Raw genomic sequence first — 24,120 nt, forward strand, 5'->3', positions numbered from 1 at the left:
ATATGAATATTCCAACTTATTTTAAAGCAGGTGTATTAATAGATATAGAGCAGCCCCTTCAACTACTCGATTTAAAAATACCGTATTTGAAAGATAATCAAGTTCTGGTGAAAATGCATATGGCTGGCTTGTGTAGAAGCCAGCTGATGGAGAGTAAAGGCCTTAGAGGAGAAGACAAGTATTTGCCCCACTTAATGGGTCATGAAGGTGTAGGTGAAGTAATAGCAGTTGGCAATAGTGTTACCAAGGTTAAACAAGGAAATCGTGTCGTTCTTGGTTGGCTAAAAGGCAGTGGAATCGATTCCGGTGGGACACATCTAATTAGCAAAGAGGGTCAAATTATCAATGCAGGTCCAGTTACGACTTTTTCAGAGTACTCTGTTATATCTGAGAATAGAGTAACCATTTGCCCTGAAGGTATTTCAAATGAGTTAGCTGTTTTACTCGGTTGCGCCCTCCCCACAGGAGCCGGTATGGTTCTAAACCAGATACAACCACACTCTAATAGTAATGTGATATTAATCGGACTAGGTGGTATAGGCATAAGTGCACTATTAATGCTTAAACATTTCAGACCAAAAAAAATCATAGTTGTAGATATTGAACAATCTAAATGTGACTTAGCACTACAACTAGGCGCCGATGAAGCTTATTTATATGAAGAAGTAAGCCTAGCTTTACTCAAAGAGCAACACCCTAACGGCTTTGATTATGCTATTGAGAGTGCTGGACTATGTGAAACCATTGAATTCGCTTTTAATAATATACATAACAGCGGTAAATGCTATTTTGCCTCACATCCAAAAACTGGCGATTTTATAAAGTTAGATCCTCATCAACTAATTTGTGGAAAGCAAATTTTTGGAACTTGGGGAGGTAATTGTAATCCAGACAAAGATTTAAAATCGATTGCAGATATTATTCAAAAACTTGAAATATCTATTAATTCTTTGATAAGCCATCGCTATTCTTTGAATCAAATCAATGAAGCAATATCGGCGCTCGAACGAAGAGAAATTACCAGAGCCATCATTACTTTTGAGAATATTGAAGTATGAATAAGCAAGTCCTTGTCCAAGGTAACTTTGACATTTTACACCCTGGCCATATTCGCTTACTTCGTTTCGCAAAAGAATGTGGTGATGAACTAATTGTTGCTGTTAACAGCGACAAATCTATGGGATTAAAAAGCAGGGTAAACGAACAGCATCGCTTAGAGATGGTTCAATCCCTCGAATGTGTGAATGAAGCATTTTTATCCGATTTAACTCCAGTAGAAACCGTAACGAGCCTTAAGCCTCACATTGTCGTAAAAGGTAAAGAGTTTGAAAGTAGGCACAACCCTGAGCATGCTCTTGTTGAAATTTACGGAGGCAAACTTATTTTTGGTTCTGGTGAGTTCGAATCTAACTCCGAACGGTACATTACAAAAACAATAAGCCATGGTCATAATTTTGATTACAAAAAGTGTTTTAGTTATGCAGCAAGGCATAAGTTTGATTACCAATCCCTAAACTCTGTATTTTCTCAATTTAACGAAAAAAAAGTGGCTGTAATTGGCGAGATAATCGTCGATGAATATATTCAAGGTACTGCTGTAGGTTTATCTCAAGAAGATCCAACTATTGTAATGATACCAGACAGAACAGATACTTTTCTAGGCGGAGCTGCAATTACAGCGGGCCATATAAAAGGGCTTGGAGCAAAAAATGTAAAGCTTTTTTCTGTACTTGGTAAGGATGATAAGGCTGAGTACGTAAAAAGTCATATTAAAAAGTACAATATTGAAACTGTACTTTTAGATGATAGCAGTCGTCCTACACCATTAAAATCGCGGTACAGAGCGGGTAATAAAACGCTCTTACGGGTAAACCAAGTTCGGCAACATAAAATTTCTAAAGAAATTCAAACTGACTTATATCACCAACTTCAAAGTAACATTCAGGGTTTTGATTTGTTGGTATTTTCTGATTTTAATTATGGATTACTGCCTCAAACGCTTGTCGATAAAATTATTCTATTATGTAAAAAAAATAATGTACGTATTGTCGCTGACAGTCAAACATCATCTCAAGTTGGGGATATCGCGCGTTATAAAGACATGATGTTAGTTACACCAACAGAAAAAGAAGTCCGCGTTGCTTTAAATAATATCGATGATGGCTTGCCCGTTCTAGCACAAAAACTCTGCGAAAAAGCGAATCCGATGTCGTTGGTTATTACCCTTGCGGGAGAAGGTATTTTTATCCATCTACCAGATCAAAATGGTCAATGGGAAAATGATATACTTCCTGCGATTAACCGTAATGCGGTTGATCCTGCGGGAGCTGGTGATTGTTTTTTAGCGGCTAGCAGCCTTGCTTTATGTTCAGGTGCTACGCCATGGCAGGCATTTTATATTGCAAGTATTGCAGCTGCTTGCCAAGTAGATACACTAGGAAATCAACCTCTGTCTTTTAACACGCTACAGCAACGCGTACTGGAGTCATTTAAAAATATATGAAAGCGATATTGCTAGCAGCAGGATTAGGCACTCGGTTAAAACCTTTGACTAATACAATTCCAAAATGTTTAGTACCTATATCTGGCCGCCCACTTTTATCTTACTGGTTAGAAAAGTTAGCTAATTTGGGTATAAATGAAATACTTATTAACGTTCACTATCTCGCTGAGCAAGTAGAAAATTACATAAGCCAATCACCCTATAGAGATAAGATAACCATCGTTAAAGAAACCGAATTACTGGGCACTGGCGGAACATTAATAAACAATGCTCAATTTTGGAAAAATGAAGAAGTCATCGTCATTCATGCTGATAATTTTTGCCTCAGTGATTTAAGCGGCCTTATTAATTCACACAATGTTAAACCTGCTCATGTAGATATGTCGCTATTACTATTTACGTCGAATCAACCAGCTCAATGCGGCATTGTCGTTATGGATGCTGATAATGTTATTCATGAATTCCACGAAAAAGTGAGTAATCCACCAGGAAACTTAGCAAGTGGAGCGATGTTTGTTTTTTCTGATTCTGTTTATGAGCGATATTTTAAAGAATTAAAAGAACATACCTTTTACGATTTAAGTAAAGATATAGTGCCTAATATGATTGGAAAAATGCAAGGATGGATCGTAGATGATGAGTATATGGATATCGGCACGTCCGAAAACTATGAGCGTGCCCAAAAGCTGATATAAAAAGATTATACGTTTGGCTCCTATTATTTTTGGGGGATTACCCTTCGAATCCCCCTCCACTCGCAACCTAGGTTAATACTTTAATCTACTTATTGTTAAACTTTGCTTTGAATTGAAAAAAGTCTGAAATAATAAAGTTGTAAAACTATACATTTAGTTGTAAATCTTGTTGATATACTTTTTGATAATTGTCTTTACTCATTTAACTATTGAATTACTTAATTAATATTAAATAACATAGATACATCTATCTAATACTAAGTTCAATAAAATTATTATACTTTCGCTGGTTGGTCATAAGCTACTACAAACTCTTGATAAATATCGGCTAAATGATCATGAAAAACATCAATACAGGCATTCATAAATTCAGCTCGTTTAGCTAAATCATCGTAATAGTATGTATTAGATAAAATATAAGTTTGAAAATACTTAAATGTGCCTTGTATCAGTATATAAACCATTTCATTTTCTTTATGAATTTTTAAAATTAATTTATGCTGTAAAGCGAAGGCTTCGATTAATTGTGCACGAGTTGTAAAATATGGTGTTGTTATGGCTATAAGTTGCTCTAACAGTTGTTTTAACGCGTGTTGGCTTTGTGTGATATAGTGTTCTACATTTACTTCTGAAAGCAGCTCTAAAGATGATGCATCTTGTAATAACGAAGTAACTTTCTTCGATTTATTTGTCAATGTAGAATTAAAGGAAATGTCGTTTATGTTTTTCGGTTGCGTACCACTTATATGAGCGCCATTAGACGTATTGTAAGCCTTTACATGCGGATAATGGGTAAGTAATAGTTCCACATTTGACTTGGCAGAGTCAAATAAATTATTTGTAAATACGCGCTCGGTAAAATTCCCTTTTACAGTCATCTTGGTTTCCATATTTTTTTTCATCCCCTCTTGCCATTTATAGCTTTTATTATAATAAAAACTATGCTTAGAATGATGATGTTCATTAGACAAATAGCCAAAATCTGTACCAATAAGGTACAATTTTGTAAATCCAAGCTCTACTGCTGTCGCTAGTGCAGCATTGGTCACTGTAGGGTTTGTTCCAAGTGGGTATGAGTACATTTGTTTTTTATCTAAATGGCGAATTAACGAACCACCCGCGTCATTAATTTTTGTTAATAAATACGCCTGTTTAAAAAATTTAAAAACTCCATCATAAACTGTGTTTAAAGCAACTATATTTATATCATTTAGCTTTATAGGGTTACTTTCTAGGTTATTAACCGCTTCGATATGAGCATATAAACTTGCCGGTCTTTCCATTTCAATATGAATATCAGGCTTGATATTATTCACCAATAAAGCCCGCATAGCTGTACCACAAGAGACGATAATTATATTATCTTGGTTCTCTTTTAAGAATGCTATGGCTGAATCAAGCGATGGACCATTTGCAACTATAAACAGAGGGAAGTTCTTTAACTTATTTTTATATGAATTTGCGCTCTTGATCACCGGTAATCTATTTTTTAGATTTGTTAAGGTATGAGAAATACCAATTATTTCATCTTCAAAAAAACCCCACCCTCCATGCCATCTATGAGCCACTTCTTTCATTTTATCCATAGATTTTGTCAATAAAGGACTGTCATAGTGTTGAAAAAAATGAATTAAACTCATATTAAAATGACCTTGCTCCATTAATAGCTTTGATATTTCATTACTAATTGTATGCTCATCCCCGCCTACTCTTATTGTAAATACTCCCCCTTGGCTCAAGCACTTATTAAATAACGGCCTCAATTCAATACAATGTAATAAAGCGTAAAAGCTATTAAAATTAGGCTCAAATAGAAAAACATTACGAACTACTTTTTTATTAAGCAGTTCTTCAACTTGATATCCTAAACCACCACCAAGAAAACACACAAATTCAAGCCTATTTTCATTTGTTGGTCTACTCACCTTGTTATTTGTTTCTTTATTTCTCACATTATGAATAGACTTAAGCAATGCAGAGTGCTTAAAAACAATACCTACATCAACAGCATGTTTCATATTATAATGGGAATAGATAGGATTCTTTAAAAATTTATCCACCTGTTTTTTAGCAAACTCACGAGGATTCTCAGCGTAGGCAAATTTACCATTATTAAACAAATTTTCATTACCATCATCATCAATTGCTACACCAGTCCCAGTTGGCTTATAACCTTTGAATGCATCATATACTCGAGGCATTTTTTCTTTTAATAAGGTCAAATTTGCTAATAATGTTGCGTGTAACATCATTTTTTTTAATTCATTGTCTACAGTGTTCAAAATACACTCCCAGAGTTTAGCTAGCCACAACTCATTTTATATGTTTAGTCAAATGCAAATAATTTTAAAGGCTTGAGCAAATGACATTCAAAAAATTTAACATCACAATAATTAGATACAAGTTACATGCCAATATCTATATAGATAAATATGAAATATCATCTATTATCTACTTAAGTATTTTTCTTAAAAGCCGATAATAGTATATTGTCTAAATATTTGGCACTATTATTGCTAAAATCAAATATCTTTCATTACAAATTTAGGACTCATCTATGGCTCATTCTTCATTAAAAAAATATAGTCAAGTACGTGCAAGTAGCATTGCAGAAATGACACCCTATGAACAAATAAATCTTATTTTCAGTAATATTATTGGTCGTTTAGCAGCAACAAAAGGATTTATTGAGCGAAAAGAGATAGCGAAAAAAGGAGAGAATATTTCTGCATGTATTTTATTACTAGGCGCCCTACAAGACGCGCTAAACTTTGACGTGAAAGAAGGTGGAGGTATTTCAGATAATCTATATGCGCTTTACGACTATTGTCAACGCACCTTAACTCAAGCAAACTTAAATAATGATGTTAAAAGGATTATTGAAGTTTCAAATATTATAAAAGAAATTAAAGAAGGCTGGGGTAGCATTCCTATAAGCGTTCGTAACCCCGAGGCTTAATTTATTTATGGACTTACATGCATCGTCACAACAATTAACCAGTTTTTCAGAACGCATACGCACTCTCCTTGATAAAATCGAGTTATCTGTTGACGACAATAATGCTATTGAAGCTCAGTCTAGTTTAAATACTTTAAATATTGAGATAAGAAAATGGTGTGAAAGCAGTGAAGCTCCTAGTACAGAACAATTACAGGTAATTCAACTACAAATAAACACGATTTTAGTTATAGCAAATAACGTAAAAAACGAATCATCTAAAGCGATTATTAATCATAAAAAATCAGGAAGGGCGATTAAAGCTTATAAAGCCACTTAGTCTATCGGCTAAATAAGAGCCTTCTTTCTAAACAAATATATGACTAATAATCCAGAAAATAAAAAACCGCCAAGCTTACGTTTAGCGGTTTTTTTACACTTATTACAAAGCTCTTAATTTGATTGCCTAACTACACCAGGCATATTCTCAAGCTGTGCTTGTACATAAGTACTTGTGTTATTTAGACTAGCAACAAGTAAATCCATTGCGTTATATTGAGAATATAAGCGCGCCGATAAAGATTCCATTTTTGCGGCCAAGCTTTCTCTTTGATCGTCGACATCTTCTAATTGATCCTTTCTGGTATTAATCCTATTTTCAATAATACCATCGGAGTCTGTGTAATAACTTAAAAAATCATCAAATGTAGACGCAAACCCATCACCATCTTCGTCTTTATTTCCAACAAAAAACTCTTCTACTGAATCAATATTATCATCAATTTTCTCATTGAGCGTATCAGTATCTAAACTTAAAACACCGTACCTATCTGTAGACACACCCAATTGGGCTAAACTAAGTGAATTCCCGCCTGAAAGCTCTACTGAGCCTGTGATAGTACTTCGTAATTTAGACATCACACCCCGTAATAACGAATCGCCAGACATGACACCCGCACTTCCATCCGAAGAAGTGCCTAAATCTTTACTCAACTCTAATAGTTCGTTATAGCTTGATATAAAGCTATTAAGTCCACTTTGAATGTTGTTATTATTTTCAGTAACCGATACATCGCTTAAATCATCATCTTCATTGTGTACTTTTTTTGCAGTTAACGTTATACCGTCAATGACTCCTTCAAACTTGTTCGTCGGGCTACTTACCGTAAGTGTTCCATCGATGGTAATGGACGCATCTTTAGCCTCTATAATTTCCTTAGTATTCTGTACTCCTTCATAATCGTAAGCTAGCGCAGACAAACCAATTACATCGGTATTATCCCCATCAGTGTCACTCACTGCGATTGTGATTCTATTTTCTACACCACTATTTTTAGCGGCCAAAACTAAGTGCTGCCCTTCATCGTCAGTAATTATTGTTGCGTTAATACTGCTATTACTACTGCTATCGTTTATTGCATCACGAATTTCTTCAAGGGTTGCTTCATCAGAAACATCGATATTAAAAGTATCATCACCCGATGTTAATGTTAATGTTCCTTCCCCTACTGCTGCACCTTCTTCAAAGGCTTCTGAGAGGATTTTATGTTCAGAGGCTAAATTATTAACATTAACAGTGTATCCGCCTGGTTGAGCGTCATCATCAGCTGTTATTTGCACATAATCGTCACTTCCTGATGCTGTACGCTGTTGATATTTATCACTATCCCCTAAAGAAGCCATTGAATCCTGTACTTTTTCGAGCGCTAGTTTTAACGCTCCTATTGCCGAAATATCAGTAGTTAGCGAGCTTTCGGTCTTTGTTAAACGTGATTCAGCGGGTGTTTTTTCAGCGGAAACTAAGGCATCAACAATATCTGCTACTGCCAGACCTGAGCCTAAGCCATTAAATGTAATAGACATACTTCACCTCTTAAATACTCAAAAATAAACTAACTTAATATTAGTAATTAGAACCGCTCACTAAACCGTTTGATCAATCAAAATTCCAGCAGATTCAGACAATTTAGAAACCAAGCTTAACACTTCCTCCGAAGGGTATTGCTTAATGACTTCGCCGCTGTTTTTATCTAGCACTTTGATTACGTCACGGCCTGAGTCTTCATCAACTTTAAATTGTAAACTGCGGTTCATTTCACCCATAAAGTCCTGCAATTGTTGCGCCATTTCTTCCATCTGTTCGCGCTCTAGCGGCTGAACTTTTTCATCTTGATTGTTATTTTTGTATTGAGTTTGCTGTTGATTTTGTGCATCCACCTGCTTTACATCATCAACTGCTCGCTCAGTTAAAGAGTGAGCAGCTTGCCCTACTTGCCTGTCATCACCAGCAGTAGGAGTCGGTAATGTTGTAATTTCTGCGTTTGAAGTAATTGTATTCATAACAGATTCCTATTTGTACTTAATTAAACCAACAATAGCTTAGTTTATATTCTTAAACCACAAAAGGAGGTAGCTAAAGCCACCTCCTTTTTTTATAAAACTAATACTGACTTTATGTACTAGCTAGCTAACCATTAAGCTATTACTTTAACTTTTATTAGCCTAATAAGCTAAGTGCTGTTTGTGGTAACTGATTCGCTTGCGACAAGATTGAAGTCCCTGCTTGTTGCAGAATTTGGTTTTTCGTCATTTGTGCTGTTTCTGTAGCAAAATCAGTGTCTTGAATACGGCTACGTGATGCTGATACATTTTCTGATATATTTGATAAATTACTAATTGTATGGTCAAAACGATTTTGAACCGCACCTAAACTGGCTCGCTGTGAATCGATACTTGCAATAGCATTGTCAATTACTGCAAGTGCATTTTGCGAACCTTGCTGAGTTGTTATATCAACGTCTTCAACATTCTCAAGAGTACTGACTGTAGCATTTGTATCAGCTGCAAAGGTAGCTTCACCTGTTCCTGTAAATACTTCTGCAGAATTTAATTGAACTGTTCCACCAACAATAACGGAATCTGACGCTGCTGATAGTGTTACTCCCGTCTCTGTTGACACTGCAGAGGCTGCATCGTAAGACATACTTCTTACTGTCATTGTAGCCGCAGTGCTTGCGTCACTTTCAGCAAAATTAGTTATATCTATATCTTCGCCTGTATTATTAGATACAGTCAGTTTGCCATTTTCAACAGTAGCAGTTACACCATGGTCATCCGTTTTTGCATTGATAGCCTCAGCCATCGCTTTTTGGTCGCCTTCAGCAGTTCCCGTGCCAACAAAAGAAATAGTTGGTATATCATCAGCATCTTCGATACCGCTACCGTTTAGGTCAAAACTAATTGATTCACCTTCCTTTGCTGCAACACCCATTGATATTTCAGCAGCTGAACGAGCCTGTGCTGTTACACCCGTAGAGCTACTGTAACTATTAATAGAATCGGATATTTCTTCAGCAGTTGCCCCAGCCGCAATCGATACTGTAGCCTCTTCTCGACCAGAAATAACATAATCACCAGTAGCTACAGCATTTGCACTTGTTGCGCCGCTAGCTGCTTGCCCTAAGCCGGCAGTAGCGCCTCTAAGGTTAATTTGGTTTGAACCCACTTTATCTGCAGCAACACTTGAAAGTGACACATTAATTGTTTCGTTAGCGTTAGAACCCACTTGGAATGATTTCGAACCGAAGTCACCGCTTAACAATTGCTGACCACCGAATGATGTCGTTTCGGCAATACGTGTCATTTCAACTTGTAAAGCTGATACTTCTTTTTGTAGCGCTTCTCGGTCTTCTGTTGAGTTAGAGCCATTAGCTGATTGCAGTGCAAGTTCACGCATACGTTGTAAAATACTGGTTGACTCATCCATCGCGCCTTCAGCAGTTTGCGCCATTGAAATACCATTATTAGCATTACTTTGTGCTACTGATAGACCGTCGATTTGAGACGTTAAACGATTCGAAATTTGCAGGCCTGCAGCATCATCTTTTGCACTGTTGATACGCATACCTGATGATAGACGCTCCATAGAAGTAGCTAGGTCAGAACCTGATTGAGATAAGTTACGCTGAGCGTTTAGTGAAGATACATTTGTATTTACTGAAATCATAATAAAACTCCTGATTACTTTCGTAATATTGCTGTTTAAGTTTAACCAAGAGCTGTCACAAATGTATGCTCAGCTCCTTACTGATTAAGTTAACGGCAGGAGGTTTATTATCTTTAGAAATATTTTAGAAATAAATTGAATTATTTAAAATAAAAAAGTTAACACTTTGTTTTATAATAAAAATAACCACGAACTAATAGGTATTAATTTGCTAATATCAAATAACAAAAACGCACTTCAAAAAAAGTGCGTTTTTATATTCAATTATATCTGGAATCAATAATTAACCGCCTAATAGACTAATTGCGGCTTGAGGTACTTGATTCGCTTGCGATAGTATTGAAGTACCCGCTTGTTGCAAAATTTGGTTTTTCGTCATTTCTGCAGTTTCTGTTGCAAAATCGGTATCTTGGATACGACTACGTGATGACGAGACATTTTCCGATATATTCGCCAAGTTATTAATTGTGTGCTCGAATCTATTTTGCACGGCACCTAAACTCGCACGTTGCGAATCTATATTCGCAATTGCATTATCAATTACTGATAATGCATCTTGAGAACCTTTTTGGCTTGTGACATTAATATCTTCTACATTCACAAGAGTACTAACTTCTGCTGTAATCGCCGTAGCTAATGTATTCACAGAACCTTGTGCGCTAAATACTTCAGCAGAATTTAACTGTACAGTGCCTGATACAAGCAAATCAGTTGAAGCTGCAGAAAATGCAATTGGTGTATCATTAGTATTACCATCGTAAGATACGCCTGTTAATGACATGACCGTCAAAGTAGTGGCATTACTTTCTGCAAAATTAGTCAACCCTAAGTTCGCACCTGTATTATTAGATATACTAAGTTCACCATTTTCTAATGTTGCAGTTACACCATGTTCATCCGTTTTAGAATTAATAGCTTCTGCCATTGCTTGTTTGTCACCGGCAATTGTACCGGTTCCTACAAAAGAAACTTTTTCATTATTTAAGTCAAAGCTAATAGATTCGCCATCATCCGCACCAGTAGTAATGCTGACTTCAGCTTCAGCACGTGCCTGAGCAGTTACACCTGTTGCATTGCTGTAGCTATTTATTGAGTCTGAAATTTCTTCTGCAGTGGCTTTAGCTGCAATACTTACAGTTGCATCTTCACGGCCAGATATTGTATATGTCCCATTACCAACTCCACTACTTGTACCTGCAATAGCTTCACCAAGCCCTACAGTGTCGCCTTGTAGGTTCACTTGATTAGTTCCAATTTTATCAGCCGCGACGCTGGAGAGTGAAACATTAATTGTTTCATTAGCATTAGCGCCAACCTGAAATGCCTTACTACCATAGTCACCATTTAATAATTGCTGGCCACCGAACGATGTAGTTTCAGCAATACGAGTTAACTCCACTTGCAGTGCTGATACTTCTTTTTGTAAAGCTTCACGATCTTCAGTTGAGTTTGAACCGTTTGCTGACTGCAGTGCCAGCTCTCGCATACGTTGAAGTATGCTTGTTGATTCATCCATAGCCCCTTCAGCAGTTTGTGCCATTGAAATACCATCATTAGCATTTCGTTGCGCTACAGCTAAACCATTAATTTGCGAGGTTAACCTGTTTGAAATTTGTAGACCAGCGGCATCATCTTTTGCACTATTAATACGCATACCTGATGATAAACGCTCCATTGAAGTCGCTAAGCCTTCGCCAGATTTAGTTAAGTTACGTTGTGCGTTAAGCGACGACACATTAGTATTTACTGATAAAGCCATTTTACCATCTCCTAGGTTTAAACAGAGTGTGGTTCAACACGATTTAACAGGAACCACTGTTCGATAATTTCTTACAATAAGAAAAGCATTTACTGTGCCAACTTTAATTTATTTTTAAGTGGTTGTTTTTACTTGTAAATCAATGTTTTTTTTAAATTGTAAATAAAGAGTGAAGTTGTTTAGAAAGGAGTGACAATTTTTTGCCGCGATTTTGTAGCCAACTTTTGCCGCAAAGTATTGCCGCTTTAAAGTGGGTAAAGCGGCAAAGTATTTCTACTTATAATCTGCTTATAACTTGCTTATAAGTAATCGAATAACGAAAGGTTAGTTAAACGGCCAAAAGTGGCTTGCGATGCTTGCAGTGCCGTTTCTTGTTTAGTTAGTTCGCTAATAGCTTCTGCCATATCAACTTCAACTAAGTTAGAGCGATTACTTTTATTTTGAATATCGAGTGCTAAGTTTGAATCGCTTACTCTTTCAAGTGCGTTCATACGCCCACCTAAACTTGCTTGGGTAAACACAACTTGCTCACTGGCGTTTTGTAATTGCACTAAGCCATCAGCAAGTACTTGCTGAAAGTCATCACCCTCAAGTGTGCCGTCATTTAAACCTGTAATAAGCGATTGCAACGTATTAAGTACGTTTTCTTTGCCTGGTTTTTCAAGGCTAAAATCGAGTTGACCTGGTGCTGTGCCTTCAAATTCAATTTTCATACCTGCAAAATCGATAGACTCATCAGTAACTTCACCTGTTACTGCGGGGGTTAATGCTGCGCCGTCTCGGTATATTTCGTATGTTTGTGGATCTGTTGCTGTAGCGCCTGCGCTTACTAATACACTATATGTATTTGCAGTTGCTAGAGCTGTTGGGTCTGCGTTGTAATTTGCTTGATGAAACTTGTCAAACTCAGCTTGGCCGTCAACATATACACTTGCCGCTGTAATAGAGCCTGAAACACTTGCCGTGTTAGATTCTACATTTAATCGCGCGTTAGTTTTTTCAAACGTATCAAAGCCGTTATCACTTGCCTTAATTGATACACCTTCAGCTATAGTTATTTGGTGCTGGCCTTGGTCGCCATTATAAGTGTACTCACCCGCTGCAGAATCAAACTGATATGGCTGCGTGCTGTCTTGGTACCCTGAAAATATAAATTTCCCGTCTTCTGATCGGGTGTTCATTAAGTTAGCTAGCGTTTGTTGAATGCCGCTAAGCTCAGATGCAAACGTCTTTAAATCGTCTTTAGTATAAACACCATTACCTGCTTGAATAGTGAGTTCTTGCGCTTGTTGAATATTACTATTTATGCTTTGTAATACGCTTTCTTCTGTTTCTAGGCGGCCATTTAGCTGATCGATATTTTTAGTGTACTGCTCATTAGTTTGTATTTTATTTGAATACAGCATAGCTTGCGAAATAGCAGCTGGCGCTTCTGAGGTGGTTAAATACTTTTCACCTGTTGTTACTCGCTCTTGAGCATTTGCAACACCTTGTTGGTTGTCGAGTATTTTATTTATGTTGTTTTGGTACATTAAATTATTTGATAAACGCATAATTACCTCGCCGCATTTAATAAGGTGTCAAAAATTTCTTGAGCTGCTGCTAAAACTTGAGCTGATGCTGAATATGATTGTTGAAAACGCAGTAAATTTGCGGCCTCTTCATCTAGGTTTACTCCAGATAACGACTCGTACCATGCCTCAGATTGCTGTGCTAGAGCGTCAAATGCAGCCCCACTTGTAATTGCTTGGCCAGTTATAACACCTATATCACTCACTAATCCTGAATAAGCTTGGTTGAACGTTTTATGGTTGTCGGCCGTTGCTGTTGTTTCTACGTTTAAGCGTACTAACTCGCCATTTTGTAAATCAGCTAATTTTAAACCATTACGGTTATCATCAAAGCCGCCTTCGTTAAACTCAAGTGTAAAGGTATCGCCTGTTGCTGGTGTACCTTCTATATCAAAATCGTATCCGTAGGTATCAAATGGAGCACCCGCTTGCGATAACATTCCTTTTGCAGGAGGCGTAATAGTAAAAGTATTCGTTCCGCTATTATCCGTAATTTGATATTCGTTAGCATTACCTGTTTTAACAAGCGTTATTTCGCCATTCGTTAAGCTTGGTGTTGAAGTAAATCCACCGGAGGTAACACTTGTTACTTCTCCCGCTGAAATAGTAGCGGTGCCTATATTATTTAAATCGTTAGCAGTACGGATTGGCGATGCTAGTGCTAAATCTTCTGCGCGCCCTGTTGCAAGTGTAATACTTGAAGCGGCATCTGAATTAAGCTTTATTTGAAACTGATCGCCCTCAACACCTGCCCCAGATACATTTACTTGAAGACCAAATGATTCGCCTGAGGTAATAGTCGATGAATCAATAACACCTGTTGATATATCAGCAAGTGAAGGCTGCCCCAGCGGATCGCCTTTGTTATCTATAGGCTGAATACTTACTTCGTTGGCATTGCCTGTATAGGTAATAATAAAGTCACTAGCAGGAAGTTCACTGCCTTTACCTGGCTCTACCGTAGCAGTCATACCGGCAGTACCCGTGTTAGTTTGATACGCATAAGCGCCAACGGTAGGAATATTAAAAATATTACCACCTAGCTGACCTGTTGCATCCATACCCAATTTGTTTTGTTCGTTAAATGCGTCGGCTATCGCTAAGCCCATTTGACCAATTTGGTTTTGCGCAGGGACTAATATGTCATCTCTAAAAGCAAGTAAGCCGCCAATTTTTCCTTTAAGCTTACTTACATCAACTTCAAGCGGCACAGCTTTGCCACCATTAACGTCAAGCGTGAATTCTTTAAAGTTAGGATCAGGATCTCCTGTCATCGAAAATAAGTTAAATGCGCCATTTTGCATAACAACCGCTTCGCCTGTGCCCATAAAAACGAGTTTTTCGCCATTTGGACCATCAAGCGTTTCTATGTCTATTAGCTCTGATAAGTCGCGTATTGCTTTATCGCGTTCGTTATAGGTAGAGCTCGCATCTGCGGCATTATTAGTGCCATTAACGGCTGCAATATTTTGATTTAGCGTACTAATACTTTGAATGAGTGAGTTTGCTTCATCTGAAAATATTTCGAGCTGCTCGTTCACTATACTTTTTTGATCAAGCACGATGCCAGAAAGCCTATCCATTTGATCAATTAAGCTTTGCGCGTCGGTCATTACTAATGAGCGGGCAACGGTAGATGACGGCTGATTTAGTGCTTCTTGTACATTATTAAATAAAGAGTTAATACCCGTTGATAGATTATTCGACTCTTCAGAAAAAATAGTATCAACTCGATTAGCCTCAGTAATAAACTGATCGAAAAACGATTTATTAGAGGTGTCACGATTTAGCTGTGACTGAGCAAACTCGTTTAATAATCGGTATGTTTCGCCTCGCCCTACTTGGTTATCAACCATAGTAGTAAACTCTGTACGCTCGCGCACATAGCCTTCGGTATTGACATTGGCGATATTTTTACTTGTCGTTTGCAGTAGCTCCGAGCTTGCTCTAACCCCAGAACTGGCAATGTTTAATAAATTAAACGACATGTTACTCTACTCCTTGGCGGATCACGTTTGCCGCAATGTCTTTTAGCTGACTGCTATTGAGCACTTTTTTTATTTTGCTGGCATAATTTGGATCGGTTGCATAACCTGCTTTTTGTAATGAATCTAAAAAGTCATTTGGTTTTGCTGTATTTTGTAATGCTTCTTTGTAGCGTGGGTTTTGCGTTAAAAAATCAACGAAGTCGTTCACGCTATCTTTAATTGAATCGTAGGATCTAAAGCTGGCTTGTTTTTTAACGGGTGTACCTTGCTCAAACTCAAGCGTTACTTTGCTTGCTTTATCGCCTTCCCAGCTTTTATCTGACTTAATATTAAATAAGTTGTTTGAGCTGCCACCGTCACTTTTATTAATAATGTGTTTACCCCAACCGGTTTCAAGTGCCGCTTGTGCAACCATTACCGCAGGATTTAAACCAATTTTTTGCGCTGCAGTTTTAGCGTGTTCCCACACTGAACTTACAAACTCTTCTGCATTTTTAAATGTTGGGCTATCGGTTTTAGACTCTGCCGTATCGACTTTAGGCTCAGCAATATCGACTTTAGTGTTATTAACGATAAGATCGGATTGCTTATTTTTTTGCTCATGAGGAAGAGCAGATCCCACTTGTGTATCGCTAAAAATATCGTTGGTTGTTCTAAGCACCGAGCCTGGCATAAAGTTTTTAGACTCAGGCGATAACTGCTGAACAATTAAATCGGCAAGGCCTAACGAGCCATTTGAAGAAAGCTCTGTTGAAAGTTGCTGGTCGTGCATTTCTTCAAAAAACTTTACGCCACTTGAATTAAATGGACTGTCTTTGTCTTCAAATGCTTCGTTAGCTTTGCGCATTCCTTTGAGCAGCATTTGCGTAAAAATAGCTTCAAATTGTGCGGCCGCTTTTTTGAGCGCAGCTTTGGAAGCATCAGTTGATGCATCGCCACTGGTTAAGGCTTCTTTACGAAGTGAATCTAAGTTGCCTAAATCAAAAAAGTTTTGTTTATCGAGGTGATTAGTTTCCATCGGCTTTTTGACACAAAATGAATAATGCAGTTAAAAATGCAAAAATTGAGCCACTACCGATAAAACGAGGGAGATAAAAATAATAAACTTAAGTTGCTGTAAATAAAAAGCCCTATATCTTGTTTCAAAAATATAGGGCTTAAGTAATACGTTATTTATTGGCTTGAGTTATTTATATAACAACTAACTGTCCGTTAATTGCGCCGGCTTCTTTTAGTGCTTCTAAAATAGCCATTAGATCACCAGGCGCTGCGCCTACTTCGTTAATTGCGCGAACTAAATCGTCAAGGCTTACACCTGGATTAAATACAAAGGCGCGCGAGTCATCTTGATTTACATCAATAATGCTCTGCTGCGTGACAACAGTATCACCGTTTGCTAGCGGGTTTGGTTGTGACACGTTTTGTTGTTCTGCAATTGTTACTGTTAAGCCACCGTGAGTTATAGCGGCAGGCTGAAGCTTAACGTTTTTACCAATGACAATTGTACCAGTGCGCGAGTTAACTATAATTTTAGCGGCCATATCAGCTGGCTTAAATTCTAAGTTTTCGAGTGTCGATAAGTACGATACACGTTGGGATGCATCGCGTGGAGCTATAACACGAATAGAAACAGAATCAATTGCCTGTGCGCTATTTGGGCCAACTAAGTCATTAATTGTTTTTTCTAGGCGTTTTGCCGTTGTAAAGTCTGGGCGGTTTAAATTAAAAGTAATGTAATCGCCTTGCATAAATGGGCTTTCCACGGCGCGCTCAACTGTAGCGCCATTTGGTATACGACCAACTGTAGGGGTGTTAATTACAACTCTACTACCATCAAGGCCTTGTGCGCCTAAGCCACCGACAATTAAACTACCTTGTGCAATTGCGTACACGTTACCGTCTACACCTTTTAAAAAAGTTTGTAGTAAAGTACCGCCACGTAAGCTGCCTGCACTACCAATAGAAGAAACCGTAATATCGATTGCTTGCCCAGGCTTTCTAAATGCAGGTAGTTCTGCATGCACCGCCACAGCGGCAACATTTTTAATTTTAGGACTTTGAGTTGAAGGTAGCGTAATACCAAAGCTGTTCAACATGCCTCTAAAACTTTGTTGTGTATATGAGTTTTGCTCGCCAGTGCCCGGTAAACCAACCACTAAGCCATAACCAACTAGCTGGTTAGAGCGTACGCCTTCAACCATAGACACATCTTTTATGCGCTCAGCACTGGCAGTAAAATGCCAACCTAATAACACAACTAAACATAAAGCTTTAAAGCTATTCATGTTGTTACCCTCTAAAATGGAAACAGCGAACTGCTAAAGAAACGTGTAAGCCAACCAGGACTTTGCGCTTCTTGCGTTTGCCCTTTACCTGAGTATTGAATACGTGCATTAGCAATACGGTTTGATTCCACCGTATTATCGGCACTTACGTCTTGAGGGCGTACGAGCCCTTCTAAACGAATAAACTCTTCGCCGGTATTAAGCGTTAGCCATTTTTCACCGCGTATAACTAAATTACCGTTAGGTAAAACGCGCATTACATTAACCGAAATATCGCCCACTAAGCTGTTTGACTGGTTTGACTTTGAATCGCCTGTAAACGACGAATCGCTGCCAATACCAAACTGAATGCTATCGCCACCTATATTGACAGGTAGGCCACCTAATCCAATAACGGGGTCTAAGCTTGCCTCAGTTTCTTTGTCTGTTTCTGTTTTGGCAGCTTTTGTTGCTTGAGTAGACTCTTGCAACTTAACCGTGATTATATCGCCAGTACGTAGCGCTTTTTTATCAGAATATAAGTCGTTTGATGTATGAGTATTAAACAATGAACCTGTGGCTACCAGCGGCTCTAAAATAGGCTCGGGGTACATAGGAGCGTAGTAAGGGTCGTCCTGCACTACTTCACTATTTTGCGTAGACATACAGCCACTTAAAAATAATGTGCCCGCTGCAAATAAAATAATATTACGCATAATTCCCCCTACTCTATTAAAGCTGTTGATTGATGTAACTCATCATTTCGTCAACGGCCGAAATTACTTTTGAGTTCATTTCGTAAATACGCTGAGTTTCAATTAGATTTACTAGCTCTTCAGTTACATTTACGTTTGAAGTTTCAAGTGAGCCTTGAATAATGCTCCCTAACCCTTCAACACCTGGGTTACCTTGTACCGGTGCACCACTTACAGCGGTTTCGGTATAAAGGTTTTGACCAATTGGCTCAAGGCCTGATGGATTAATAAAGTCACTAATTGTTAGCTGACCAATTACAACGTTATCGGCTTGACCTGCGACACGTACAGATACTTCGCCGTCTTGCGAAACTGTAATTGATTGCGCGTCATCAGGTACATTCATTTCTGGCTGAATAACGTAACCAGCGCCCGATGTTACAATTCGTCCATCGCCATCAGTAGTAAACTGACCATTGCGCGAGTAAGCAATATTGCCATCTGGTTGCAGTACTTCAAAAAAGCCTTCGCCAGAAATCATCCAATCTAGTGAGTTTTCGGTGGTCAACATGTTGCCTTGCGTAAACTCTTTTTGGTTAGCTACAACTTTAGCACCCGCACCTAACATTAAACCCGACGGCATTTCGGTATCTTGCGATGAACGACCACCTGGTTGATTAATATTTTGATAAAGTAAATCTTCAAATATAGCGCGGCTTTTTTTGTAACCTACGGTACTCGCATTCGCTAAGTTATTTGAAATAACCGATATATCGGTTTGTTGAGCGTCTAGCCCAGTTTTACTGATCCACAATGCTGGATTCATAATCGTGTCCTCACTTTAAAGTTAAACTATGCGTAATAACTGATCTTGACGCTCGTCAATTTCTTCAGCTGTTTTCATTAATTTCACTTGTAATTCAAATTGGCGCTGGTGGCTTATCATGTCGACCATTTCATGAACAGGGTTCACATTCGACATTTCAAGCGAACCACTTAAAACTTTTACATTGGCAGAGGTATCTACTGTTACATTTGCTTTTGGTCTAAATAAACCATCGTTACCTTTTTCGAGCTGTGAGCTATTTGCTTCTACCACTCTAAGCGTATCTATTTCTTCTAAAAAGTTAGCGGGAGCACCCTGTGGTCGAACTTGAATAGCGCCATCTTGACTAAACCCTATTTTTTCGACTGGGACGGGTAAAATAACAGGTCCCCCTTCGCCAATAACTTGACGACCGTGGCTGGTTACGAGCATGCCTTGAGCAGTAACGTTTAACGTACCCACTTTTGTGTAAGCTTCATTACCGGAGGCATCTTGCACAGCAAGCCATGCGTTATCGCTCATCGCGATATCTAAGTCGCGCCCGGTTTGAACAATGCCACCCGATACCATGTTAGAACCCGGACGCTCTTGCATTGAAAATACACGGGTAGGCAAACCTTCGCCAAACGCTTGCATAGAACGCGCCTGCGCAAAGTCGGCTTTAAATCCTGTTGTATTTGCATTCGCCAAATTATTGGCTTTAAGCGCAAGCCCTTGTAGGCTTTGCTTAGCGCCAGAGGCCGCAATGTAGACCATTTTGTCCATAGTATCGACTCACATAAAAAATCTCTGAACTTATAAATGCAAAATAGGTGCCAGATTAAATTTGACACAACATTGAGAGGTATTTAGAAGGGCTTACAAAGAGGACTTATAAAAAAGGCTGCAAAAATGCAGCCTAATATATTCAATGGGGTTTAACTTATCGAATCTGCAAAATACTTTGCTGAATTGTTGAGTTAACTTCAAGCGCACGTGAGTTTGCTTGGTAATTACGCTGTGCAGTAATTAAGTCTACAAGCTCATTAGTAAGGTTAGTATTTGATTGCTCAAGTGCTGATGAGTTAATTCCACCAAACGTCCCCGAACCAGCTTCACCTGCTACAGGTTCACCTGAATCAATACTTTGCTTCCAACTTGTATCACCCACTTGTGATAACCCTTGTGAGTTTGGAAAACGTACCATAGCCACTTGGCCTAAAAATGTTGAGTCGCCATTACTGTAAGAGGCGACAATTTTACCATCTGTGCCTATATCAATTCCGGCTAAACGACCAACTGTTGAGCCATCTTGATCGAGTGCTTTTACTTCAAAACCACTTGAATACTGAGTTGGGATACGTCCTGCCGTGTTATTTTCATCGCGCCAGTTAAGCTCAATACCAGTACCTGGGAAAGTTGCACCATTGTCTAGTAATGTTGATAAACCAGCACCAGAACCCGCTGGCAGTAGTATTTCATCAAAAGTAGTTGTATTTGTATTTGCCACACCACCTGTTGTTGATGGCAAACCACTTGAGTTAAAACCTAGGGTAGTCAGTGGTGTATAAGGTGTCGTTGTTTGTTCTCCACCAGTTGTGCCATCAACTACTTTGCCATCGAGTGTTGCGTATACTTCCCAACTGTTATCTGTACCACCTGCTGCGGCATCATCTTCTTTAGCAAAAAAGTATTGTAAAATATGAGGTTCACCTAGTGAATCATATACTGTTGTTGACGTAGATGAGTTATAAGTACCACTAGACGTAGGGTCAAAATCTAGACCTGATGGATCCGCCGTTGCATCTAAGTTAAACGACAAAAATACATTTTCGGTTGCGCGAGGAGAACCAGACGAATCAGGGATTTGAATTGGATCAGTTGTGCTCAAACTTACCGACGTTGTATCACCTGTAGATGAATCAACTGGGAATGCTTGTAAAAAGTTACCTTTTGCGTCAACCATAAAGTTATCTTGGTTAAGCTTAAATGCACCCGCACGTGTATATGTTAAATCTTGCGAAGATAAATCGTCGGTCATCGCAAAATAACCTTCACCAGTGATTGCTAAATCAAGTGAGTTATTTGTAAATTGCAGTGAGCCTTGGTGAAACTGCTGCGCAACCATGGTTGTTTGCACACCGTCACCATTTTTAGTCTTACCAGAGCTAAATACTGATGAAGCGTAAACATCGGCAAACTCAGCGCGTGACTCTTTAAAACCTGTGGTATTAACGTTTGCAATATTATTTGCCGTTACGTCTAAATCTTTTTGCGCGGCAGCAAGGCCGGTTAATGCAATATTGAAGCTCATAATTCACCTCTAACCTGTTAGTCTGTGGCCTGCTAGCAGGCGAAAAATACTAAAATTTATTACGCGATTTCTGCTACATCTGTCAGCCTAACCGCACCTTCTTTAGTGTTAATAATTATGCCACTTGAGCCATTAATATTAACGCTTTCAATGTTTTTAAATGTAGCAATGGGCAAGCTTGAAAATTCACCGTCAGTGCTTCCTTCAGCGGTTACTGAATATTCACCTTCAGGTAAACGCTCACCGGCTTCATTTTTGCCATCCCACGCAAAGCGAACTGCACCTGCTGATTGAGAACCCATATCAATAGTTCTTACTAGCTGACCTGATGCATCTGTCACTTTAATTTTTAAGTTATCAACGGCTTCTTCTGCCACTGCCGAGCCTCTGGCATCACCCGTTTCATTTAAATCTAAGGTGTTTGACTCAAGTAAAGCTTGCTTGCCAACAAGTGTTGATGCTTGCAATGCTGAATTTGATGTCATAGATGACGCTAAGCTATCAAAATTTGAATTTAAATCGCTGATCCCTTGCGCCATTGTAAAGCTCGTCATTTGAGCAATCATTTGATCGTTATCCGCAGGGTTACTGGGATCTTGAAACGATAATTGCTGAGTTAACAAAGAGAAAAAGTCTTCTTGTGTTAACGCATCACTCTCAGTATCACTGGTAGCAACTTGTTGCTCTTGCCAGCGTATAGAGTCTAAATAGGATGAAGATGTACTAATATCGTTACTCATAACCTACCCCCGGTTACCGCTGCCCTAGCAACAGTGTTTTACTTAGCATTTGCTTTGCTGCATCAGCAACTTGCACGTTTGTTTGGTAAGAACGAGAGGCAGAAATCATATTTGCCATCTCCTCTACAACATTAACGTTGGGTTTATAGATATAGCCATTTTCATCCGCACTTGGATGATTTGGGTTATATTCAATTTGTAATGGAGCATCGCTTTCAACAATGCCCAAAACTTTAACACCAACTGCGGAGCCCTGCTGGTTACTTGCTGATGCTGAAGCTTTTGTTAGCTCAGCCGCAAATACAGGTTGGCGCGCTCGGTACGTTTTGTCTTGAGATGAACTAATGGTATTAGCATTAGAAATATTACTAGCTGTGGTATTTAAGCGAACATTTTGTGCGCTCATACCCGAACCTGCAATATCGAAAACATTATATAAACTCATAATTTTTATCCTTGACTACCGAGAGCTTTATTCAGACCTTTGAATCTGCCGCTTAAAAATTGCAAGCTGGCCTGATACTCCATAGCATTCTGTGTATACAAGTTTCGTTCCACTTGTATATCAACCGAGTTACCATCGCCTGTATCTGATTGATTTGGCAAACGAAATGATTCAGAGCTGCCCATACTATGAGTACCTCCACCAATGTGTTTATCATTAGTTCTTACCATAGTATTGCCGCTTTGCTGAGTTGACCTTGCCGCTTTTAAAGCTGAGGCAAAGTCTATATCTTTTGCTTTATAGCCAGGCGTATCAGCGTTAGCTATATTAGTTGCAATTAATTCTGCTCGCTGTGAACGTATCAACATGGCTTGCGGATGCACACCTAATGCTTTATCAAAACTGATAGCCATAACCTTCTCCAAAAAATTGACTTACCCATGAATAAAGCAAAAAATAAGCCATTAATATTAGGAAGTGTTATATTTTTATAAGGTTATGTATCTAAATAGAAAAACGACGCTGAGGGCGTCGTTTTAGGGAAATGGATTAACTTAGTTATTTCTTTTGGTAAATGATACCGGGGTTGCATCTAACCATATCATATTCAGTACTTAGGCCTGTTAGGGACTCTGACGCGCCTAAAAACAAATACCCTTTTGGGTTTAATGCTTGTGCAAACTGATTAATAATTTTAGCTTTTATTTCAGGCGCAAAGTAAATAAGTACATTACGGCAAAAAATAATATCAAACTTGCCCATTAACGCGTAAGAATCAAGCAGATTTAGGTGCCTAAAACTAACTTGTTTTTTTATTGTATCGTTTACTTGTGCCATACCATTGCCGCTGTCTTTAAAAAACTTTTTACGACGCTCTGCAGATAACCCTCTGGCAAGTGCAAGCGCGTCATATTCTGCATTTTTACACATATCAAGCATGGTATTAGATATATCGGTACCAATAATTTGTGCCCCCATACGAAGCACACCTGGTTGCTTGGCGTTAAATTCAGCTACTGACATAGCTATTGAATAGGGTTCTTGTCCTGACGAGCTGGCAGCAGACCAAATTTTTAAAGGCCTCCTTAAGTCTTTAAACTCAGGAAAAAGCTTATTTTGGAGCAACTCAAATGGGTATTGATCTCTAAACCACAACGTTTCGTTTGTGGTCATTGCATCAACTACAGCGGCTCTTAATTGCCGCTCGTGAGGCCCAAGTGTTTTACTAACCAACTCTGACAAAGATCCCACATTAAATCGAGTCATTAACGGAGCAAGTCGGCTTTTAACTAAATACTGTTTATTTTCACCTAAAACAATGCCGCATTGCTGCTCTAAAAATGAACGAAACTGGTCGTATTCACTTTGCTGCAAATCTTTATTATTCAAGTTAGTAG

General features: G+C 38.5%; 22 protein-coding genes. 5 read left to right on the forward strand and 17 right to left on the reverse strand.

Going from position 1 to position 24,120, the window contains the following annotated elements; genetic code table 11:
* The first annotated feature begins 2 nt into the window (after positions 1-2).
* Genes BW142_RS00425 through BW142_RS00435 form a run of 3 tightly spaced genes read left to right on the forward strand, consistent with a single transcriptional unit; the run spans position 3 to position 3,198 of the window.
* Positions 3-1,058, forward strand: a complete 1,056-nt coding sequence (locus BW142_RS00425; protein ID WP_076923530.1) for a zinc-binding dehydrogenase — start codon at positions 3-5, stop codon at positions 1,056-1,058.
* Positions 1,055-2,503, forward strand: a complete 1,449-nt coding sequence (locus BW142_RS00430; protein ID WP_076923531.1) for a PfkB family carbohydrate kinase — start codon at positions 1,055-1,057, stop codon at positions 2,501-2,503. Before BW142_RS00425 ends, BW142_RS00430 begins: the two co-directional genes overlap by 4 nt.
* Positions 2,500-3,198 (forward strand): nucleotidyltransferase family protein, encoded by a 699-nt coding sequence (locus BW142_RS00435; RefSeq protein WP_076923532.1) that lies wholly within the window; start codon positions 2,500-2,502, stop codon positions 3,196-3,198. Before BW142_RS00430 ends, BW142_RS00435 begins: the two co-directional genes overlap by 4 nt.
* Positions 3,199-3,473: 275 nt before the next feature.
* Here BW142_RS00435 and BW142_RS00440 read toward each other — a convergent pair whose 3' ends face one another.
* Positions 3,474-5,480, reverse strand: coding sequence for a 6-hydroxymethylpterin diphosphokinase MptE-like protein (locus BW142_RS00440; protein ID WP_253188784.1), 2,007 nt, complete (start codon positions 5,478-5,480; stop codon positions 3,474-3,476).
* A gap of 275 nt (positions 5,481-5,755) precedes the next feature.
* On the opposite strand from BW142_RS00440, the gene fliS reads away from it, so the two are divergent.
* Entirely contained in the window at positions 5,756-6,157 is a 402-nt protein-coding gene (gene fliS, locus BW142_RS00445) for a flagellar export chaperone FliS (protein ID WP_076923533.1), read from the forward strand.
* 7 nt (positions 6,158-6,164) lie between these two features.
* A complete protein-coding gene (locus BW142_RS00450) occupies positions 6,165-6,476 on the forward strand; it encodes a hypothetical protein (protein ID WP_076923534.1) in 312 nt (103 codons plus the stop codon).
* Between the two features lie 113 nt (positions 6,477-6,589).
* Here BW142_RS00450 and fliD read toward each other — a convergent pair whose 3' ends face one another.
* From fliD to BW142_RS00530, 16 genes are all read right to left on the reverse strand, one after another.
* Positions 6,590-7,999: a flagellar filament capping protein FliD gene (gene fliD, locus BW142_RS00455; RefSeq protein WP_076923535.1), complete on the reverse strand. Its 1,410-nt coding sequence runs from the start codon at positions 7,997-7,999 to the stop codon at positions 6,590-6,592.
* Between the two features lie 60 nt (positions 8,000-8,059).
* Positions 8,060-8,476, reverse strand: coding sequence for a flagellar protein FlaG (locus BW142_RS00460; RefSeq protein ID WP_143475892.1), 417 nt, complete (start codon positions 8,474-8,476; stop codon positions 8,060-8,062).
* A gap of 157 nt (positions 8,477-8,633) precedes the next feature.
* The gene (locus BW142_RS00465; RefSeq protein ID WP_216351709.1) at positions 8,634-10,142 is read right to left on the reverse strand and encodes a flagellin; all 1,509 of its coding nucleotides are present in this window, start codon (positions 10,140-10,142) and stop codon (positions 8,634-8,636) included.
* 283 nt (positions 10,143-10,425) lie between these two features.
* On the reverse strand, positions 10,426-11,901 hold the full coding sequence (locus BW142_RS20900; protein WP_076923537.1) for a flagellin: 1,476 nt from the start codon (positions 11,899-11,901) through the stop codon (positions 10,426-10,428).
* 299 nt (positions 11,902-12,200) lie between these two features.
* Complete coding sequence (flgL, locus tag BW142_RS00475; RefSeq protein ID WP_076923538.1) at positions 12,201-13,454, reverse strand: flagellar hook-associated protein FlgL; 1,254 nt, start codon at positions 13,452-13,454, stop codon at positions 12,201-12,203.
* A 2-nt stretch (positions 13,455-13,456) separates the two neighbouring features.
* The gene (flgK, locus tag BW142_RS00480) at positions 13,457-15,460 is read right to left on the reverse strand and encodes a flagellar hook-associated protein FlgK (RefSeq protein WP_076923539.1); all 2,004 of its coding nucleotides are present in this window, start codon (positions 15,458-15,460) and stop codon (positions 13,457-13,459) included.
* A 1-nt stretch (position 15,461) separates the two neighbouring features.
* On the reverse strand, positions 15,462-16,478 hold the full coding sequence (flgJ, locus tag BW142_RS00485; RefSeq protein WP_076923540.1) for a flagellar assembly peptidoglycan hydrolase FlgJ: 1,017 nt from the start codon (positions 16,476-16,478) through the stop codon (positions 15,462-15,464).
* Positions 16,479-16,650: 172 nt separating this feature from the next.
* Positions 16,651-17,745 (reverse strand): flagellar basal body P-ring protein FlgI, encoded by a 1,095-nt coding sequence (locus BW142_RS00490; RefSeq protein WP_076923541.1) that lies wholly within the window; start codon positions 17,743-17,745, stop codon positions 16,651-16,653.
* A gap of 11 nt (positions 17,746-17,756) precedes the next feature.
* Positions 17,757-18,440 carry a flagellar basal body L-ring protein FlgH gene (gene flgH, locus BW142_RS00495; protein ID WP_024599232.1) on the reverse strand — a complete coding sequence of 228 codons (684 nt, stop codon included), beginning with the start codon at positions 18,438-18,440 and terminating at the stop codon, positions 17,757-17,759.
* A 16-nt stretch (positions 18,441-18,456) separates the two neighbouring features.
* Positions 18,457-19,245, reverse strand: a complete 789-nt coding sequence (flgG, locus tag BW142_RS00500) for a flagellar basal-body rod protein FlgG (protein WP_002959420.1) — start codon at positions 19,243-19,245, stop codon at positions 18,457-18,459.
* A 21-nt stretch (positions 19,246-19,266) separates the two neighbouring features.
* Positions 19,267-20,010, reverse strand: coding sequence for a flagellar basal body rod protein FlgF (locus tag BW142_RS00505; RefSeq protein ID WP_007581863.1), 744 nt, complete (start codon positions 20,008-20,010; stop codon positions 19,267-19,269).
* Between the two features lie 157 nt (positions 20,011-20,167).
* Positions 20,168-21,538 (reverse strand): flagellar hook protein FlgE, encoded by a 1,371-nt coding sequence (gene flgE / locus BW142_RS00510; protein WP_007581862.1) that lies wholly within the window; start codon positions 21,536-21,538, stop codon positions 20,168-20,170.
* Between the two features lie 59 nt (positions 21,539-21,597).
* On the reverse strand, positions 21,598-22,278 hold the full coding sequence (locus BW142_RS00515) for a flagellar hook assembly protein FlgD (RefSeq protein ID WP_024595787.1): 681 nt from the start codon (positions 22,276-22,278) through the stop codon (positions 21,598-21,600).
* Positions 22,279-22,291: 13 nt separating this feature from the next.
* The gene (gene flgC, locus BW142_RS00520) at positions 22,292-22,723 is read right to left on the reverse strand and encodes a flagellar basal body rod protein FlgC (protein WP_010553247.1); all 432 of its coding nucleotides are present in this window, start codon (positions 22,721-22,723) and stop codon (positions 22,292-22,294) included.
* A gap of 5 nt (positions 22,724-22,728) precedes the next feature.
* Complete coding sequence (gene flgB, locus BW142_RS00525; RefSeq protein WP_010553246.1) at positions 22,729-23,136, reverse strand: flagellar basal body rod protein FlgB; 408 nt, start codon at positions 23,134-23,136, stop codon at positions 22,729-22,731.
* Between the two features lie 145 nt (positions 23,137-23,281).
* Positions 23,282-24,112, reverse strand: a complete 831-nt coding sequence (locus BW142_RS00530) for a protein-glutamate O-methyltransferase CheR (RefSeq protein WP_024599234.1) — start codon at positions 24,110-24,112, stop codon at positions 23,282-23,284.
* Positions 24,113-24,120 lie beyond the last annotated feature (8 nt).

The organism is Pseudoalteromonas sp. EB27 (assembly GCF_001974875.1).
In the GTDB taxonomy this organism is placed as follows: Bacteria; Pseudomonadota; Gammaproteobacteria; order Enterobacterales; family Alteromonadaceae; genus Pseudoalteromonas.

What these genes read in the sequence shown, in the direction of transcription:
- BW142_RS00465 (WP_216351709.1), bottom strand. Translation starts at nt 10,142, where the DNA reads ATGATTTCAGTAAATACAAATGTATCTTCACTAAACGCTCAGCGTAAC.
- flgG (WP_002959420.1), bottom strand. Translation starts at nt 19,245, where the DNA reads ATGAATCCAGCATTGTGGATCAGTAAAACTGGGCTAGACGCTCAACAA.
- flgE (WP_007581862.1), bottom strand. Translation starts at nt 21,538, where the DNA reads ATGAGCTTCAATATTGCATTAACCGGCCTTGCTGCCGCGCAAAAAGAT.
- flgC (WP_010553247.1), bottom strand. Translation starts at nt 22,723, where the DNA reads ATGAGTTTATATAATGTTTTCGATATTGCAGGTTCGGGTATGAGCGCA.
- BW142_RS00450 (WP_076923534.1), top strand. Translation starts at nt 6,165, where the DNA reads ATGGACTTACATGCATCGTCACAACAATTAACCAGTTTTTCAGAACGC.
- BW142_RS00430 (WP_076923531.1), top strand. Translation starts at nt 1,055, where the DNA reads ATGAATAAGCAAGTCCTTGTCCAAGGTAACTTTGACATTTTACACCCT.
- BW142_RS00505 (WP_007581863.1), bottom strand. Translation starts at nt 20,010, where the DNA reads ATGGACAAAATGGTCTACATTGCGGCCTCTGGCGCTAAGCAAAGCCTA.
- flgL (WP_076923538.1), bottom strand. Translation starts at nt 13,454, where the DNA reads ATGCGTTTATCAAATAATTTAATGTACCAAAACAACATAAATAAAATA.
- fliS (WP_076923533.1), top strand. Translation starts at nt 5,756, where the DNA reads ATGGCTCATTCTTCATTAAAAAAATATAGTCAAGTACGTGCAAGTAGC.
- BW142_RS00425 (WP_076923530.1), top strand. Translation starts at nt 3, where the DNA reads ATGAATATTCCAACTTATTTTAAAGCAGGTGTATTAATAGATATAGAG.
- fliD (WP_076923535.1), bottom strand. Translation starts at nt 7,999, where the DNA reads ATGTCTATTACATTTAATGGCTTAGGCTCAGGTCTGGCAGTAGCAGAT.
- BW142_RS00460 (WP_143475892.1), bottom strand. Translation starts at nt 8,476, where the DNA reads ATGAATACAATTACTTCAAACGCAGAAATTACAACATTACCGACTCCT.
- BW142_RS00515 (WP_024595787.1), bottom strand. Translation starts at nt 22,278, where the DNA reads ATGAGTAACGATATTAGTACATCTTCATCCTATTTAGACTCTATACGC.
- flgH (WP_024599232.1), bottom strand. Translation starts at nt 18,440, where the DNA reads ATGCGTAATATTATTTTATTTGCAGCGGGCACATTATTTTTAAGTGGC.
- flgB (WP_010553246.1), bottom strand. Translation starts at nt 23,136, where the DNA reads ATGGCTATCAGTTTTGATAAAGCATTAGGTGTGCATCCGCAAGCCATG.
- BW142_RS00490 (WP_076923541.1), bottom strand. Translation starts at nt 17,745, where the DNA reads ATGAATAGCTTTAAAGCTTTATGTTTAGTTGTGTTATTAGGTTGGCAT.
- flgK (WP_076923539.1), bottom strand. Translation starts at nt 15,460, where the DNA reads ATGTCGTTTAATTTATTAAACATTGCCAGTTCTGGGGTTAGAGCAAGC.
- BW142_RS00435 (WP_076923532.1), top strand. Translation starts at nt 2,500, where the DNA reads ATGAAAGCGATATTGCTAGCAGCAGGATTAGGCACTCGGTTAAAACCT.
- BW142_RS20900 (WP_076923537.1), bottom strand. Translation starts at nt 11,901, where the DNA reads ATGGCTTTATCAGTAAATACTAATGTGTCGTCGCTTAACGCACAACGT.
- flgJ (WP_076923540.1), bottom strand. Translation starts at nt 16,478, where the DNA reads ATGGAAACTAATCACCTCGATAAACAAAACTTTTTTGATTTAGGCAAC.